General features: G+C 40.2%; 13 protein-coding genes and 2 pseudogenes. 7 read left to right on the top strand and 8 right to left on the bottom strand.

Translation table 11 applies throughout. The features are described from left to right. Nucleotides 1–4 precede the first annotated feature (4 nt). The 4 genes and pseudogenes from ccmD to ccmA all read right to left on the bottom strand — a co-directional run bounded on the left by ccmD (nucleotide 5) and on the right by ccmA (nucleotide 2,431). Nucleotides 5–190, bottom strand: a complete 186-nt coding sequence (ccmD, locus tag RM552_RS02150) for a heme exporter protein CcmD (protein ID WP_311368255.1) — start codon at nucleotides 188–190, stop codon at nucleotides 5–7. A gap of 114 nt (nucleotides 191–304) precedes the next feature. Next, nucleotides 305–1,051: pseudogene (locus RM552_RS02145) on the bottom strand (heme ABC transporter permease); the annotation flags it as partial. Nucleotide 1,052: 1 nt separating this feature from the next. Continuing rightward, the gene (gene ccmB / locus RM552_RS02140; protein WP_311367149.1) at nucleotides 1,053–1,736 is read right to left on the bottom strand and encodes a heme exporter protein CcmB; all 684 of its coding nucleotides are present in this window, start codon (nucleotides 1,734–1,736) and stop codon (nucleotides 1,053–1,055) included. Continuing rightward, entirely contained in the window at nucleotides 1,736–2,431 is a 696-nt protein-coding gene (gene ccmA / locus RM552_RS02135; RefSeq protein WP_311367148.1) for a cytochrome c biogenesis heme-transporting ATPase CcmA, read from the bottom strand. The genes ccmB and ccmA overlap by 1 nt, the downstream gene beginning before the upstream one ends. A gap of 114 nt (nucleotides 2,432–2,545) precedes the next feature. Between ccmA and fliK the strand changes: the two genes are divergently transcribed. Both fliK and RM552_RS02125 read left to right on the top strand, forming a co-directional pair. Then, entirely contained in the window at nucleotides 2,546–4,978 is a 2,433-nt protein-coding gene (fliK, locus tag RM552_RS02130; RefSeq protein WP_311367147.1) for a flagellar hook-length control protein FliK, read from the top strand. Next, nucleotides 4,965–5,321, top strand: a complete 357-nt coding sequence (locus RM552_RS02125; protein WP_311367146.1) for an EscU/YscU/HrcU family type III secretion system export apparatus switch protein — start codon at nucleotides 4,965–4,967, stop codon at nucleotides 5,319–5,321. The genes fliK and RM552_RS02125 overlap by 14 nt, the downstream gene beginning before the upstream one ends. A gap of 116 nt (nucleotides 5,322–5,437) precedes the next feature. Here RM552_RS02125 and fghA read toward each other — a convergent pair whose 3' ends face one another. Then, nucleotides 5,438–6,283, bottom strand: coding sequence for an S-formylglutathione hydrolase (gene fghA, locus RM552_RS02120; protein ID WP_311367145.1), 846 nt, complete (start codon nucleotides 6,281–6,283; stop codon nucleotides 5,438–5,440). Between the two features lie 17 nt (nucleotides 6,284–6,300). Next, on the bottom strand, nucleotides 6,301–7,428 hold the full coding sequence (locus RM552_RS02115; RefSeq protein ID WP_311367144.1) for an S-(hydroxymethyl)glutathione dehydrogenase/class III alcohol dehydrogenase: 1,128 nt from the start codon (nucleotides 7,426–7,428) through the stop codon (nucleotides 6,301–6,303). Nucleotides 7,429–7,537: 109 nt separating this feature from the next. On the opposite strand from RM552_RS02115, the pseudogene RM552_RS02110 reads away from it, so the two are divergent. Continuing rightward, nucleotides 7,538–7,678, top strand: a pseudogene (locus RM552_RS02110) (2Fe-2S iron-sulfur cluster-binding protein); the annotation flags it as partial. A 197-nt stretch (nucleotides 7,679–7,875) separates the two neighbouring features. On the opposite strand, the gene recA reads toward RM552_RS02110, so the two are convergent. Together recA and RM552_RS02100 are read right to left on the bottom strand one after the other, a co-directional pair. Beyond that, entirely contained in the window at nucleotides 7,876–8,901 is a 1,026-nt protein-coding gene (gene recA / locus RM552_RS02105) for a recombinase RecA (protein WP_311367143.1), read from the bottom strand. A 303-nt stretch (nucleotides 8,902–9,204) separates the two neighbouring features. Then, entirely contained in the window at nucleotides 9,205–9,702 is a 498-nt protein-coding gene (locus tag RM552_RS02100; RefSeq protein ID WP_311367142.1) for a CinA family protein, read from the bottom strand. Nucleotides 9,703–9,784: 82 nt separating this feature from the next. Here RM552_RS02100 and mutS point away from each other — a divergent pair, with 82 nt between their 5' ends. The 4 genes from mutS (at nucleotide 9,785) to RM552_RS02080 (ending at nucleotide 16,283) form a co-directional block, all read left to right on the top strand. After that, a complete protein-coding gene (gene mutS, locus RM552_RS02095; protein WP_311367141.1) occupies nucleotides 9,785–12,376 on the top strand; it encodes a DNA mismatch repair protein MutS in 2,592 nt (863 codons plus the stop codon). Nucleotides 12,377–12,563: 187 nt separating this feature from the next. Then, a complete protein-coding gene (gene pyrG / locus RM552_RS02090; protein ID WP_311367140.1) occupies nucleotides 12,564–14,195 on the top strand; it encodes a CTP synthase in 1,632 nt (543 codons plus the stop codon). Between the two features lie 25 nt (nucleotides 14,196–14,220). Then, the gene (gene eno, locus RM552_RS02085; protein ID WP_311367139.1) at nucleotides 14,221–15,513 is read left to right on the top strand and encodes a phosphopyruvate hydratase; all 1,293 of its coding nucleotides are present in this window, start codon (nucleotides 14,221–14,223) and stop codon (nucleotides 15,511–15,513) included. Nucleotides 15,514–15,650: 137 nt separating this feature from the next. Further along, nucleotides 15,651–16,283 (top strand): hypothetical protein, encoded by a 633-nt coding sequence (locus tag RM552_RS02080; RefSeq protein WP_311367138.1) that lies wholly within the window; start codon nucleotides 15,651–15,653, stop codon nucleotides 16,281–16,283. The last annotated feature ends 55 nt before the right edge of the window (nucleotides 16,284–16,338 follow it).

Genomic DNA, 16,338 nt, shown 5'->3' with positions numbered 1-16,338 from the left:
ATATTTACGCTTTTTGTTTCGCTGCGCGTTTAGCCTGCCGAGCAGCCATGATTTTTTCTACTCTTGCTTTTTGTTTAATGGCTTGTTTAATAATCTTAGTGCGTTCAATCACACTCAGTACCAATAAACCCAATAAGGTACTTATGGTAATCGCGTAGCTCGACCAAACAAACACAGCGCGCCCTCCCATATCGACAAATGCTGCAAAATCATCAAATTTAAACCCTTGCATACTAGCCAGTACTAAACCACTTATCAGTAAAATCAAAATAATCACTCGCCATACCATAGATATGACAGATGTTTTGTTTGCTTGTTCACTGGCAATGACTGCATTCACCCAAGGTCGGTGCGAATCACGAACAATAAGCTCATTTTTCAATCTCAATAAAGTTACCGTACCAATAAAACCTAACATACCCAGCATGGCGGTAAGCAAGGGTATCAGCATAGCTACCGGCATTGATGGCTCGTCCAACTTACTAATTGTGGCTGTTTGATGCAGGGTATTCCACCACTCCACTGAGTACTTTATGATAGGAATGTTAATCACCCCTACCAGCGACATTATCGCAGCAGCCTTGCCTCCTTGTTGTTTGTCGTCAAACGACACGTATAATGCAATCACGCCGATATATAGAAACAATAAAATAAGCTGCGAGGTTAGTCGTGCATCCCAAATCCAATAAGTGCCCCAAGTAGGTTTACCCCAAATCGCACCCGTTACTAAAGATAAAAATGCAACAACCGCACCCACTGGCGCGATTGCTATCATGGTCATAAATGCACTTCGCCACTGCCATACAATGCCAACAAAAGCGGCACTCGCCATGGCTACATAAGCACTGAGAGATAAGCTTGCTGTCGGTACATGCGCGTAAATAATTCGGTATACATCAAACTGTTGATAGTCAGTGGGTGAGAAGGCTAAACCCCAAATAAAACCAACGGGTAAGCAAACACACATAATAGTCGCAAAATACGGCAACAGACTATTGCAAGCATGATAGGCTTTTTCAGGTTGGGCAAAAGAGTTTATCCATTTCCACATATTAGTTCTGGCTCACTTTTAACGAGTATGCAATAGCAGCAGGTGCAGCCGCTAAAGCAAATAACAACAGGGATAGCATAATACCAAGTTGAAAACGAAATGGTAGATTCATTGCAGCAGAATCTATTGCTGATGTGGCAAATATTAATAACGGAATAAATAGCGGAATTAATAACAACGCAAGTAAAACGCCAGACCGTTGCAGCCCCACAGTAAGCGCAACACCAATTGCCCCAATCAAACTAATGGTTGGCGTGCCCAATAGCAATGTAACGATGAGTACTTTATACATATCTATTGTCATGTTTAAAAACAAGGCTAATAGAGGTGACAACAGTAGTAATGGAACGATAGTAATTAGCCAATGTGTCAGCACTTTCACTAATACATTTAAGTACAAAGGTACTGGACCCAGTATCAATTGCTCTAAGCTGCCATCCAAAAAATCGTCTCTAAACAATTTATCTAAACCCATCAATAAGGATAAAATTGCAGCCACCCATACAATGGCCCCACTAACTAACTGTAGGGTTTGCGGATTTGGTCCTATGGCAAGCGGAAAAAGTGTTACTACCATCAAGAAAAACATGAGGGGCTGCAAGAGCTCTGCGCGCTGTCTGTAAGCTAAGGCAAAATCTCGCTTACATAAGGCCCACAAATGCTGCTTAGTACTGACATTACTCATCACCACATGTACTCCAATTCGAGCGTTTTATGTGGATAATCAATATTTGTTTGCTGGTGTGAGGTCATTAAAACGGCCCCTCCGGACTTTAGAAACTGTGTAATGTGTGCTTCTAAAATACTGACGATGTGCGTATCTAAAGCGGTAAAAGGCTCGTCTAACACCCATAAATTACTTGATTTATGCAGCCATAGTTTGGCTAAGCCTACTCTACGTTGTTGCCCTGCTGACAATTGTTTAACCGGCACTTCTTCTAGCCCAGCTAAGCCCAGCTCTTGCAACACTTCGATAATAATATTTGGTCTATCTGTTCCCGCCTGGCCTTTAGTGTCCTCTGCAGAGTGTGTACTTTTTACCAAGCCTTGCCCACTCAACGACATCCAGTATTGCAAATTTTCCTGTGCACTTAATAAACCACTGAAACCTAACTTATGCCCACAATAAATCAGTTTTTGACCCGCGAGGTTAAGTTCGCTTTTTACGCAATGCCCGTTAATCGTCACTTTACTGACACTCATAGCACTTTGAGCACCCAATCCTACCAATATACGTAACAAACTTGTTTTGCCAGCGCCATTTTCTCCGCGCAAGAAAACTAATTCACCACTATTAATAGTTAAATCAATATCTTGAAACAATATTCTGTCTTGTTTTTCGCAACAAATGTTGGTCGCATCTAATATCGGCAAGTTCATACTCAGGTGTCTGAAAAGCAACGAAATGTTAGCACATTACTTGCATACTTTGCATGTATTGTAGTGCATTAAATGCGTCCACTATGCAAAATTAACGGAGCTTGCCAATTCATTATGGCTGACATTCAATCCAATTTGCTTAAAACACTTAGTAAGGTTATCGATTCAACGAGACCTGGCTATGCGCCTACTGGGCTTGGCGCACAAGTGTCGAGCGCAAGAAATGAAAATACCCTGACATTAACCGTGGTGGCCGTTAGGAATAATGCTATTACGGTTCAAGCAGTGGGATTAGCTGATCGATTTTCGTTAGAAAAAAGAGAATTACAAGGGCTTGGAACGCGCCCTTTAGTTCCCGGCGACAAGCTAGTGTTAATTAGTAACAACAACCCGCAAGCGATGAGTTTTAACGTGAGGTCAGAGCAACAAAACCCATCTATTACTTTCCAAACGAACATTCTTCAAACCCTAAAACAACAATGGCCTGATTTAACTGCAAATATATTAAAACAAGCACAATCTAATGTACTGAACGAGATACAGTATCCAAGTTACACTCAAAATGCCAAAGTAATTATTAGCACTGTAATCGATATTGCCTTGCAAAATAAAGTACAGCAAAATTTAGCTATACAAGCCTCGGCAATTGGTAAAATTGTACAAGTCTCTCCCCTTTCAATTAGTATAAAAGTGAACTCGACTACAACAAATAAAAACGATTTTTTTATTCAACTTCCGATTCCAGCGACACTTTCAGCAACCTTAAAGCAGGGTCAAAGTATACAGTTGAGTATTAATACTCAAAACAACAACAAAGGACCTATAGAATCTCTAGCTTTGGTAAAAGCTGGCGCTAATATTGGCAACGAAACCAGTCTTCCGAAATCTAAGCTCGAACCGCTAGCAAGCAGTCAATTAGCCATAATTAATCAGAGCTTAAACACGAATAGCAAACAAGTAGAACAATTTATTAGCCCAATTTTATTATCGCAATCAAATAAACCATCAAACAGTATTATTCCAAGCGGCGTTGCAAAGGCCAATATCACACAACAAAATCTGGCTAATGGCATCATACTTAATGCAAACTCCACTTTATTAAATGCTTTATCTCCCTCATTAAAACAAGCTTTGTTGCAGTCTGTGTCATCTCAACAATTGCAATCTGCACAAGTACAAATTTTGCAGAACACGCAAAATCAACTACTTGTCAGATTGTTAGAAAAACCGGTGGTTATCAATATAGATAGGCGTTCTGTTTCAGCACTTGACCAGTTAATTGGTAAACAAGTTTCAATACCAAGCAAAGAAAACGTAGCATCAGTCACTTCTAGTGTTGCTAACAACGAGTCAATTGGTACTGAAAAACAAAGGTCACAACAAGGTGTCAACATCACCGAAGACTCTTTAAAAACAAAACTCATCCAAGTATTAAGTCAAAAGGTAAACGGAACGAACTCAATAAATAGTCCATCCAACAATGCAGCGACCACTTCAACCACGTCTATATTGAGCGAAGATACTCAAGCTAAAGTCAATATCCAATTGGATGAGATTAAACGTTTTATTGGGCAACAACAGCATTTTTCTTTGGCAAAAAGTGAAGAGTTTAATACTTTGCTCGGGAAGCTTGTCAGTCAACTGAATGCACTAGAAAGCAGAGCTGAACCAGAATTAAAACAATTACTAAAGCAAATTATTTCAAATATTGTTACAACAAAACCAAGCCACTTACAAAGTATCTTTAAACAAACTTTAATTACCGGTTCTCCTGAAGTTAACACTTCCGTATCGACTTCGTTGCCTGTCCAAAATGAACAAAGCCTTAATCAAAGCTTACCCAACCACCCCGCAGCGAATAACACCTTGTTAAATAGTGCCCTTTTTAATACGGGCGGCTCAGGGCTAGTATCAGGTTTGGTGACTATGTTTCAAGCCAGCCTTCAAGCTAAATTAATTAGCCAACAACCTCAACTATTGACCCAACTGACACAATTTTTGCCCGCATTGCAGGCTAAAAAGCCAAACAATAATAAAAATGTAAACATCAAGGCAGTGCAAGACCTACAGCGTTTGGATCCAAGACATAGTTTAATTGATGATTTAAGCAAATTGCTCAATCAACATAACTTAATGAAGCTAAGCTCTTTTGAATCTAGTTTGCAAGGTCAAGACAGCTATTACTACACCTTACCCAACTTGTTCTCGTCTTCTCATCAAGATTTCGAATTATTGATTAAAAAGAAACAATATGAAGAGGAAAAGGAGAACGAAAAACAAATTCAGCAACATTGGCAACTCAGTATGAAATTAGACATTGGCAAACTCGGTAAAGTACTCGCTAAAATTAATTTAGTACAAGAAAATGTAGATTTACATATGTACGCGTCAAGCTCCGCTTTAAAAGATAAAATAGAAGACTTTTTGCCAATGCTTAACAAACGTTTACAAGACCTTGGCTTAAATGTGAAGCAACAGTGTTATATTGGGAAAATACCCGATACCTTGTACAAAACCGAATATCAGGTGGTACATGCCTATGTATAACATTGATAACAATAATAAAAATTTGCGGGCAGTCGCCTTAAAGTATGAACAGGGTAATCATAAAGACAATGCAGAAAAGCTAAAAAAAGCATCGCCCAAAGTTGTTGCAAAGGGTCAAGGTGATGTCGCAAAAGAAATATTAGCATTGGCCGAATCACATGGACTATTGGTGCATCAAGATGAAAATTTAATGCAGGTATTGAGCAACCTAGACTTAGGCCAAGAAATTCCTGAAAGCCTTTATCATGTTATTGCAGAATTAATTGCTTTTTCATTTGTGCTACAGGGTAAATTTCCTGATAGCTGGAAAAATACTCATCAGAAAATTGATTTCAAAGAGTAAGTGTATTTTATCTTTTCACCTGAGCCTATTGAACCAGTTATGTTTTCCATTTAGACATGGCCATCTAAAGGCAGTAGCATTGCGCTTTATTGTGGTTTCAGTGTTGGCTCTGCCATCTATGTATTTAAATATTGCTCATGAAACATGAGATGTTCCTCTATAAAACTAGCAATAAAAAAATAGCTATGATCGTAGCCACTTTGCATCCTAAGCGCTAAGTTTGTGTTACTTACTTTGGCCGCATCCACTAAGGATTGGGGTTTTAATTGATTTTCTAAAAAATCATCTGCATCACCCAGGTCGACTAATATCGGCAGGGTATACTGCGTTTTTTGCAGCAGTAAACTAGCATCATATTGCTCCCAAGAAGATTTGTCGTCACCCAAATAAAGTGAAAATGCTTTTTGGCCCCAAGGACAATTGCATGGATTGGCGATAGGACTAAACGCCGAAACCGACGTGTACTTATCGGTATTTTTTAGTGCAATTGTAAGCGCGCCGTGCCCCCCCATAGAATGACCACTTATTGCTTTTTTATCTGAAACAGGGAAATTTTTCTCTATTAAAGCGGGTAATTCAGACACAACATAGTCATACATTTGATAATGCGTCTTCCACGGTTGTTGTGAGGCATTAAGGTAAAACCCCGCACCTAAGCCAAAATCATAAGCACCAGCCTCATCATCAGGCACACTGTTACCTCTTGGGCTTGTATCTGGCGCAACAATCGCGATACCCAATTTAGCAGCCATACGCTGAGCACCTGCCTTATGCATAAAATTCTCATCCGTGCAGGTTAAGCCTGACAACCAATATAAAACAGGCACCTTATTTGATTTTTCAGCTTGTGGCGGTAAAAAAATAGCAAAGCGCATATTGCATGTTAAGGTTTCTGAATAATGACTATATTGCTGATTACGTCCACCAAACATTTGGTTTGAACTTATTGCTTCCATTGGCATTAGTTGGTTACCCTTTGCTATTTATCAAAATGAATAACTGAACGAATACTCTTACCTTGGTGCATCAAATCAAAAGCGTCATTGATTTTATCAAGGCCCATGGTATAGCTAATAAAATCGTTCAAGGCGAAATCACCAGCCATATAGCGTTCCACGATTTCAGGTAGCTCTGAACGTCCCTTCACGCCGCCAAATGCTGTACCCCGCCATACTCTTCCTGTAACGAGTTGAAAAGGTCTCGTGCTTATTTCTTGGCCTGCACCCGCCACACCAATAATTACCGACTCTCCCCAACCTTTATGGCAACACTCTAACGCTGAACGCATCACATCAACATTTCCTATACACTCAAAAGAAAAATCGACGCCTCCCTCAGTCATATCAACTACAACTTCTTGAATTGGTTTGTCAAAATGCTTGGGATTAATGCAGTCGGTCGCGCCTAATTTTTTTGCGAGCTCGAATTTACTTTCATTAATATCGATGGCGATAATTCGACTCGCTTTTGCCATTGTGGCACCAATGATAGCAGCCAGACCAATACCTCCAATCCCGAAGATTGCGACAGTATCGCCTTCTTGGACTTTAGCGGTATTCATAACAGCGCCCATGCCAGTTGTCACACCGCAGCCGAGTAAGCATACTTCTTCTAAAGGCGCGGCTTGATTAACCTTAGCAAGTGAGATTTCGGGCAGCACTGTGTATTCAGAAAAAGTGGAACACCCCATATAATGAAAAATAGGTTCACCGTCTTTAAAAAACCGCGTTGTACCGTCAGGCATTAACCCTCGCCCTTGCGTTTCCCTTATTTTTTGACACAAATTGGTTTTACCCGAAGTGCAAAACTTACATTCCCCGCATTCAGGTGTATACAGAGGAATAACGTGGTCACCTACCGCCACACTGGTAACACCCTCGCCAATTGATTCCACTACACCGCCACCTTCATGACCTAAAACACAGGGGAAAATACCCTCAGGATCGTCGCCAGACAGAGTAAAAGCGTCGGTATGGCAAACGCCACTTGCTAAAATTCGCACCCGCACTTCACCCGCCTTAGGTGGCATGACATCTATTTCTTCTATTTTTAATGCTTCACCTGCCGCCCATGCAATGGCCGCTCTTGATTTTATGACATTAAGCACTTTTTTCTCCTGTTACTAATTCGCTTTGTACAAAATAGTATATATCGAGGTATATTAATCACAACTTTATAACCTATACTTAGACAAACGATTTAAAAAGGCTTCATTTATGGTGCAACAAACAGTAACGATAAATGATAAATCGCACGAGGTCGATGTGGACGGTGCAATGCCTTTATTGTGGTTTTTACGCGACAAGCTTGAGTACACTGGGACAAAGTTTGGTTGTGGCATGGGACTTTGCGGCGCTTAGCAATGCTGTATTTGCAGCATCAGGAAAAAGATATCGTGACTTACCCTTTAAACCGAATACTATTTAACCTCAATATACATTGCTAAAATGATGCTGATATAAAAAGACCGAGCACAGGAAGCTATGCTCGGTCATGTCATTTTGTCACTTTTGTTAGGCTAGGTAGTGAAAAGAGACAAATAGTATGACAAAACTTATGCTTCAGTTTCTACGTCAGATTCTTTATCTGTTTTATTCAAAAGTAATTCGGCGCGTATTTTATCTTCTATTTCTTTCGCTAATTCTACGTTTTCTTTAAAATACTTCACCACATTTGCTTTACCTTGACCAATACGATTGCCATTACAGCTGTACCAAGCGCCAGCCTTTTCTACTAGCTTAAGTTTTACACCCAAGTCTATCAATTCAGCTTCTTTACTTATACCTTGCCCATACATGATTTGAAACTCAGCTTGTTTGAACGGAGGAGCAATTTTATTCTTAACCACTTTTACACGGGTTTCATTACCCACGACTTCATCACCTTCTTTAATCGCACCTATTCGACGAATATCCAAGCGTACTGAGGCGTAGAATTTAAGTGCATTACCACCTGTTGTCGTTTCAGGATTACCAAACATCACACCAATCTTCATTCTGATTTGGTTGATGAAAATTAGCATGGTATTGCTTCGTTTTAAGTTACCTGTAATTTTACGCATACTTTGCGACATCATTCTGGCGGCGAGCCCCATATGAGAGTCTCCAATGTCGCCTTCAATTTCCGCTTTAGGCGTTAACGCAGCCACAGAGTCCACTACAATAACGTCAACCGCACCTGAGCGAGTTAACATGTCACAAATTTCCAGAGCTTGCTCGCCAGTGTCCGGTTGAGATACAAGCAACTCATTAATATCAACGCCTAATTTTTGCGCGTATATAGGATCCAATGCATGTTCTGCATCAACAAAAGCACAGGTTTTACCTTCTCGCTGTGCACTTGCAATCACTTCTAGTGTCAGTGTTGTTTTACCGGATGATTCAGGACCATATATTTCAACGATTCTTCCCATTGGTAAGCCACCTGCTCCCAAAGCAATGTCTAGCCCCAATGAACCTGTAGATATAGTTTCTACGTCCATGGTTCTATTTTCACCCAGTTTCATTATTGCGCCCTTACCGAATTGCTTTTCGATTTGTCCTAGTGCAGCCGTTAATGCTTGATTTTTTTTATCGTTCACAATAGATATCCTTTTGGCAGTAACACAAAGTATGGTTACAAGTGTGTTTGTTATATTTATACTTGCACGTAATTATTTATTTACTTTTTCTTATTTACTTTTTCTTATTTACTTCTTCAGAACAAGTAGTAACTAAATATGCATGCAATCATTTATATCGCAAGTATACTGTATAATCATACAGCTTCAAGTGATATTTTAAATTATTTTATAATGTCTTGTTTTTTAATTAATTTTTCATGAGAGAAAAACGAATTAAGTGATGTAAAGTACGCTGTAATGGTAGCACTTAGAGATGATTTGTTAAGCTAGGCATTCGATCAGTTTTTCTAGCCCTAAAAAAATAGCTTGTTCTCGTACCAAACTACGGTCACCAGAAAACCTTCTACTAAAGCTTAAGACAGATTCATTCGGCAATGCAATAGCAAACCAAACTAATCCAACTGGTTTATCTTTACTACCGCCACCAGGACCAGCAATACCGCTAACGGCAATGCAATAATTAGCGTTTGCTATTGCTTGTCCACCTAATGCCATTTGTTCAACAGTTTCTTTGGATACCGCACCAAATTGCGCCAATATATCCTCAGATACATGCACCATGGACGTTTTCGCCTCATTTGCATATGTCACCCATGACTGATTAAACCATTGTGAGGAGCCAGAGATCTCGGTAATAGCGTATGCAAGACCACCGCCTGTGCATGACTCTACCGTCGCAACACTTGCTTGCTGCGCCAGTAATAGGTCGCCAAGTGTTTGTGAAAGCCTAAATTTTTGTTCTAGGGTAAAGTTTATCAATACTATTGCTTTTTAGTTTTGCTTATTTCCAATAGAATAACGTTAAATTATGCTAAACCAAAGTATCTTTAATAAGAAAAACATGCCAAAAAACGCAGAACACACGCCAATGATGGCCCAGTATTTAAAAATAAAAGCTGAATACCCTGATATCTTGTTGTTCTACCGTATGGGCGATTTTTACGAACTTTTCTTTGATGATGCAGTTAAAGCTGCTGATTTGCTTAATATTTCCCTTACCGCAAGAGGCAAAGCTAAAGGCGAACCTATTCCTATGGCAGGCGTGCCTTATCATGCAGTTGATAACTATTTAGCCAAGCTCGTTAAATTAGGCGAATCGGTTGCGATTTGTGAGCAAATCGGTGACCCAGCAACATCCAAAGGACCCGTAGCAAGAAAAGTGTTAAGAGTAATTACACCCGGCACTTTGACCGACGAGGCGCTACTGGAAGATAAGCAGGACGCTATTCTTGCTTCTGTATACAAAAACAAAACTACTTATGGCATTGCCTATATAGAACTAGCATCAGGCCGTTTTAATATTGTAGATTGCCATAGTCAAGACGCTTTCTTGGCTGCACTTACACGCATACAAGCGAGCGAAATACTATTTCCTGAAGGAAGTTCATTTTCAGACTTGTTAAAAACATTTCCAGGTACTCGCAAGCGCCCCATTTGGGAGTACGATCTTGATACTGCCTTAATGAAATTAAACAAACAATTTGGCACTGCTAATCTTGAAGGATTTGGCGTTAAAGAAGACAATATTGCATTATGCGCAGCCGGCAGTGCCTTGCAATATTTACAAGAAACGCAAAAAACGCAACTCAACCACATTTCGACTATTCAGCAAGAAAGCATGCAAGATGCCATCCTTATGGATACGGCAACACAACAAAACTTAGAACTCAGTACTAATTTGTCGGGCAAAGCTGACAATACACTTTTAAGTGTAATAGACAATACGGCAACCTTGATGGGTTCACGCTTGCTTAAAAGATATGTGCACCGCCCGATAAGGGACGCCGAAGAAATCAAACGCAGACACAGTGTTATACAAGCATTTTTGGCTAATGATTTTGAAGAAATTAAAGCCATTTTGAAGGAGATAGGCGATATTGAGCGTATTTTAGCGAGAATTTCGTTGAGAAGTGCTAGGCCAAGAGATTTTGCAAAATTATCAATTTCGTTAACAAGATTACCGCAACTTAATCAGGCTTTACATGCTATTCATACCCATACTCCTTGCGATGAATTGATTAATTTCATCAACAATATAGGCGAGTATCCTGAGCTTCAATGCTTATTGAAAAGTGCGATTATAGAAAACCCGCCAGTTGTTTTGCGAGATGGTGGCGTGATTAAATCACAATATAATGAAGAACTCGATGAGTTACGAGACCTAGCCGACGGGGCCAGTGCATTTTTGACACAACTAGAGCTTCGTGAGCGCGACAGCACAGGTATTGCGTCATTAAAAGTGAATTACAATAAAGTACACGGGTTTTACATTGAAGTAAGCCGAGCTAATGCCAATCAAGTCCCGCCAGAATATATTCGCCGACAAACTCTCAAGAATAATGAACGTTATATAATACCTGAATTAAAAGAACACGAAGACAAGGTGTTAAGCAGTCAAAGTAAAGCACTTGCCTTAGAAAAGAAGCTCTATGATGAATTATTTGACGCTTTTATGCCGCATATAAACGCATTAATTAAAAGCGCCCATTTTGTCGCTAAACTAGACGTTTTGTGCAATTTTGCTGAACGAGCAGAGAACCTTCAACTTTCTCAACCAAAACTTGTAAATAAAGCACAACTGTCTTATCAAAACGGCCGACACATAGTGGTTGAAGAGACGCTAGATAAAGCCTTCATTAGTAATCACATAAATATGGATGCAAAAACGCGTATGTTGATGGTAACAGGGCCAAACATGGGCGGAAAATCAACATATATGCGTCAAACTGCCTTGATTGTGATATTAACTTACATTGGCTGTTTTATACCTGCGACGGACGCTGAAATTGGTCCTATCGACCAAATTTTTACACGAATTGGAGCCGGTGATGATTTGGCGTCAGGGCGCTCAACCTTTATGGTTGAAATGACCGAAACCGCAAATATCTTAAACAATGCAAGCCCTAATAGCTTAGTGCTTATGGATGAAATCGGCAGAGGTACAAGTACTTTTGATGGTTTATCCTTGGCGTGGGCTTGTGCTCAGCAACTTGCATCCAATAAGCAATGCTATACCTTATTCGCCACTCATTATTTTGAACTTACCGAGTTGGCGGTGATTTTTGACAATATTAAGAATATCCATTTAACTGTAGTCGAACATGGTGACGACATCATGTTTTTACATAAAGTTGAAGAAGGTGCGGCAAGCGGAAGTTTTGGCTTACAAGTTGCAAAATTGGCAGGTGTGCCAAGAGAGGTGTTATTGGCAGCAAAAGCCAAATTAAAGCAATTGGAATTAAGTCAAAAAACTGAAAATACACCAAAAAGTGAAAACGATGCTGAACTTAGCCTCCTAGAAAATAATCAAATGAGCATGGAGTTGGATGAGCCTCATTGGTTAGAAATGGCGCTAAACGAAATAGATATAGACGCTATGACGCCAAGAGAAGCTCAAGCAATGCTGTATCAATTAAAACAACAAATTAATTAACACCTTTACAAGAATTAAGCATTTACTCACGTCCTTAGATCTAGGTATAATGATCACCCCATAGAGGCGGCATTCTTTCCGTTTTACTCATGCTTCGTAATTCTTCTTTATAAGTAACAGGTTTTTAGCTTGTTGTAAGTTTGAAAATTGCAAGTTAGTCACAACAATTCAATTTGCTAGGTAAATGATGACAAATTATATTTTCGTCACCGGTGGTGTGGTTTCTTCGCTTGGAAAAGGTATTGCTGCAGCCTCGCTAGCAGCTATTTTAGAAGCCCGCGGGTTAAACGTGACTATGCTCAAACTCGATCCATACATTAATGTTGACCCAGGCACCATGAGCCCTATTCAACATGGAGAAGTTTTTGTTACCGATGACGGTGCCGAAACAGACCTCGATTTAGGTCATTATGAACGTTTTATCCGCACCCGCATGACCAAACGCAATAACTTTACCACTGGCCGTGTGTACGAAGAAGTAATTAAACGAGAACGCCGAGGTGATTATCTTGGTGCTACCATTCAAGTGATCCCTCACATAACGAACGAAATTAAACGCAGAGTAATTGCTGGCGCTGAAGGCTACGAAATTGCCATTGTTGAAGTTGGTGGCACCGTTGGTGATATCGAATCACAACCCTTTATTGAAGCTATAAGACAATTAGGAACTGAATTTGGCCGTGAACACACTATGTTCATGCATCTTACTCTTGTGCCTTTTTTAGCGGCTTCAGGTGAAGTAAAAACCAAACCTACCCAGCATTCAGTAAAAGAATTACGATCAATAGGTATTCAACCTGACATCCTAGTGTGTCGCTCAGAAGTACCTATTCCAGTAAATGAACGCGCAAAAATTGCTTTATTTACTAATGTTAACGAAAAGGCCGTTATTTCATTGCGCGATGCTGACAGTATTTACAAAATACCGGCTGCATTGAAAGCGCAAGGTATGGACGAATTAGTAGTAAAACGCTTTAACTTTGATTGTCCTGTTGCTGACCTAAGCGAGTGGGAACAAGTGCTTTATGCAGAATCAAACCCAGAGGGTGAGGTCAATGTGGGCATGATTGGCAAATATGTCGAGCTACCAGACGCCTACAAATCTATTAATGAAGCATTGAAGCACGCTGGACTGAAAAATCGTCTGACAGTCAATATTCACTACGTGGACTCTCAGCATATAGAATCAAAAGGCACTCAAATACTGGAAAACCTCGATGCTATTTTAGTACCTGGAGGCTTTGGTGAAAGAGGTATTGAAGGAAAAATAGCGGCTGCAAAATATGCACGTGAGAATAAAGTCCCGTATTTGGGTATTTGTTTAGGCATGCAAGTTGCCTACATCGAGTTTGCTCGAAATGTGGCAAATATGGAAAACGCTAACAGTACTGAATTTGATGCAGAAACACCCTTCCCTGTAGTTGGTTTGATCACAGAGTGGCTTGATGCTGATGGAAGTAAAGAGATCAGAGATGTTTCAACCGATTTAGGTGGTACTATGCGTCTAGGTAGTCAGTTGTGCCACCTGGTGGCTGGTTCAAAAACCGCCGAAGCCTATGGTACAACAGAAATACATGAACGCCATCGTCACCGTTATGAAGTGAATAACAATTTACGCGGTCAAGTTGAAAAAGCAGGCTTAAGCGTGAGTGGTTTGTCTACTGACAAACAGCTAGTTGAAGTCATTGAAATACCCGAACATCCATGGTTTGTTGCTGGTCAGTTTCACCCTGAATTTAACTCGACACCTAGAGATGGTCACCCACTATTTAGCGGCTTCATAAAAGCGGCTGGTATGTTTAACAAAGAAAATCATTAATTTTAACGAGTAATAAGGAATCAAAATGGCCAAAATAAGCCGAATTGTTGGACGTGAAATATTAGACTCTCGGGGAAACCCTACTGTTGAGGCGGATGTTTATTTAGCATGTGGAGCAATGGGTCGTGCAGCAGCACCATCGGGCGCATCAACCGGTTCTCGAGAAGCTCTAGAATTACGCGATGGCGACAAAGCACGCTATTTGGGCAAAGGTGTATTGACAGCTGTTGCAGCTATTAATGGTCAAATCGCTGACAGTTTACTTGGTCAAGAGGCAAACGAACAAGCCAAAATCGACCAAATAATGATTGACCTTGACGGCACAGAAAACAAAGAAACTTTAGGTGCTAATGCTATATTAGCGGTTTCTTTAGCAGTGGCAAAAGCCCAAGCTATTAGCGCGGGTAAGCCACTTTATGCACATATTGCAGATTTAAACGGGACATCAGGCCAATATTCAATGCCTGTTCCAATGATGAACATTATTAATGGTGGCGAGCACGCCGACAATAACGTCGACATTCAAGAATTCATGGTACAGCCAGTGGGTGCTAAAAACTTCCGCGAAGCACTGCGCATGGGTGCTGAAATATTCCATAGTCTAAAGAAAGTACTTAATGCCAAAGGCTTGAACACAGCGGTAGGTGATGAAGGTGGTTTTGCTCCTAATTTGACTTCAAACGCCGAAGCGCTCGCTGTTATTGTGCAAGCAGTTGAAAATGCTGGGTATAAAATGGATGAAGATATTACGCTAGCGCTCGACTGCGCAGCTTCTGAGTTTTATAAAGATGGTCAGTATGTGTTAGGTGGTGAAAGTAAGTCATTCGATTCCGAAGGTTTTAGTGATTACTTGGCCCAATTAAGCGCCGATTACCCTATTGTTTCAATTGAAGATGGACTAGACGAAAGTGATTGGGATGGTTGGGCTTATTTAACTAAAATACTGGGTGATAAAGCACAGCTTGTTGGCGACGACCTGTTTGTGACAAATACTAAAATTCTCAAACGAGGCATCGACAATGGTGTAGGTAATAGCATTCTTATCAAGTTTAATCAGATAGGGTCGCTTACTGAAACGCTTAACGCAATTAAAATGGCTAAAGATGCAGGTTTTACTGTGGTGATTTCACATCGCTCTGGGGAAACAGAAGATGCAACAATCGCTGACTTAGCAGTAGGAACCGCAGCCGGTCAAATAAAAACGGGCTCTTTATGTCGTTCAGACCGAGTCGCAAAATATAATCAGCTTTTGCGCATTGAACAAGAACTTGGCGAAGAAGCTGCTTACAAAGGCCGTAGTGAAATCAAAGGTCAGTAGATAACAATTGTTTATATTTTATAAAAAGGAAGCTTAATCGCTTCCTTTTTTATGGGTACTACTCTCAGAGTGATTTGAATGGTATGATCCTGAAAATCAGGCAATCGGCTGAAACCTACAGGCCCTAACTGTTAGCAATGGCAACAAAAGAAAACAAACAACAAACTGATATTTTTTATTTAAGCACAAAATTTCCTAATTTTGCCGAGCTTAGCAATGCCCTCTATGAGCGGGAGTTACAAGTCTTAGCAAATAGTCATATTACTGACCCTACCTTGCTCAAGCGGAAATTAAAAGGTTTGTCTTATCACGTAAAAAATGCCGCAATGTCACTACTAGAAGGTGGTGCTCCTATAAACGTTGATGTTCATAATGGTAGTTGGCAAGCTAAACAAAATGTCAGATGTCCCTTAAGTTCTCAATCACCTGACCGAACGATTCAATGGTATGCACATACTGCGAAACAAGGGCAGGTAGTGCCTGTTTATGTTGAAGAATTGGGCGAACAACATATTGAACTTGATTGTATTGATATCATGGCCTCCGACCGACTGCATTTAAATAAATTTGGATGGTTCTCAAAAACCGGGGAATATTTTGATATTGTTCCTAAGACAGCGAAGTATTTATTATTAAAGCCCACCAAAAAAATTATGACGGCAGCGTGCGGCGGCCATAGGTGGACTGCAAAAGGAAAATCCATTCCACGGGCTTTATCGCTTCGTGAATTGCTATTATCAACCGACATTGACTGGAAAACGTTCAACTAGCCCCCATAACGACTTTATATAGAAAAAGAATCCATCACCCAAGCAATTGTGCATT

Source organism: Glaciecola petra (assembly GCF_031846345.1).
GTDB lineage: Bacteria > Pseudomonadota > Gammaproteobacteria > Enterobacterales > Alteromonadaceae > Glaciecola > Glaciecola petra.
Note: the sequence above shows the minus strand (reverse complement) of the source record. Positions and strands in the feature narration are given on the sequence as shown.

Excerpts from the sequence above, each read along its gene's own strand:
- ccmD (WP_311368255.1), bottom strand. The coding sequence starts at position 190 with ATGGGAGGGCGCGCTGTGTTTGTTTGGTCGAGCTACGCGATTACCATA.
- ccmB (WP_311367149.1), bottom strand. The coding sequence starts at position 1,736 with ATGAGTAATGTCAGTACTAAGCAGCATTTGTGGGCCTTATGTAAGCGA.
- ccmA (WP_311367148.1), bottom strand. The coding sequence starts at position 2,431 with ATGAACTTGCCGATATTAGATGCGACCAACATTTGTTGCGAAAAACAA.
- fliK (WP_311367147.1), top strand. The coding sequence starts at position 2,546 with ATGGCTGACATTCAATCCAATTTGCTTAAAACACTTAGTAAGGTTATC.
- RM552_RS02125 (WP_311367146.1), top strand. The coding sequence starts at position 4,965 with ATGCCTATGTATAACATTGATAACAATAATAAAAATTTGCGGGCAGTC.
- fghA (WP_311367145.1), bottom strand. The coding sequence starts at position 6,283 with ATGCCAATGGAAGCAATAAGTTCAAACCAAATGTTTGGTGGACGTAAT.
- mutS (WP_311367141.1), top strand. The coding sequence starts at position 9,785 with ATGCCAAAAAACGCAGAACACACGCCAATGATGGCCCAGTATTTAAAA.
- pyrG (WP_311367140.1), top strand. The coding sequence starts at position 12,564 with ATGACAAATTATATTTTCGTCACCGGTGGTGTGGTTTCTTCGCTTGGA.
- eno (WP_311367139.1), top strand. The coding sequence starts at position 14,221 with ATGGCCAAAATAAGCCGAATTGTTGGACGTGAAATATTAGACTCTCGG.
- RM552_RS02080 (WP_311367138.1), top strand. The coding sequence starts at position 15,651 with ATGGCAACAAAAGAAAACAAACAACAAACTGATATTTTTTATTTAAGC.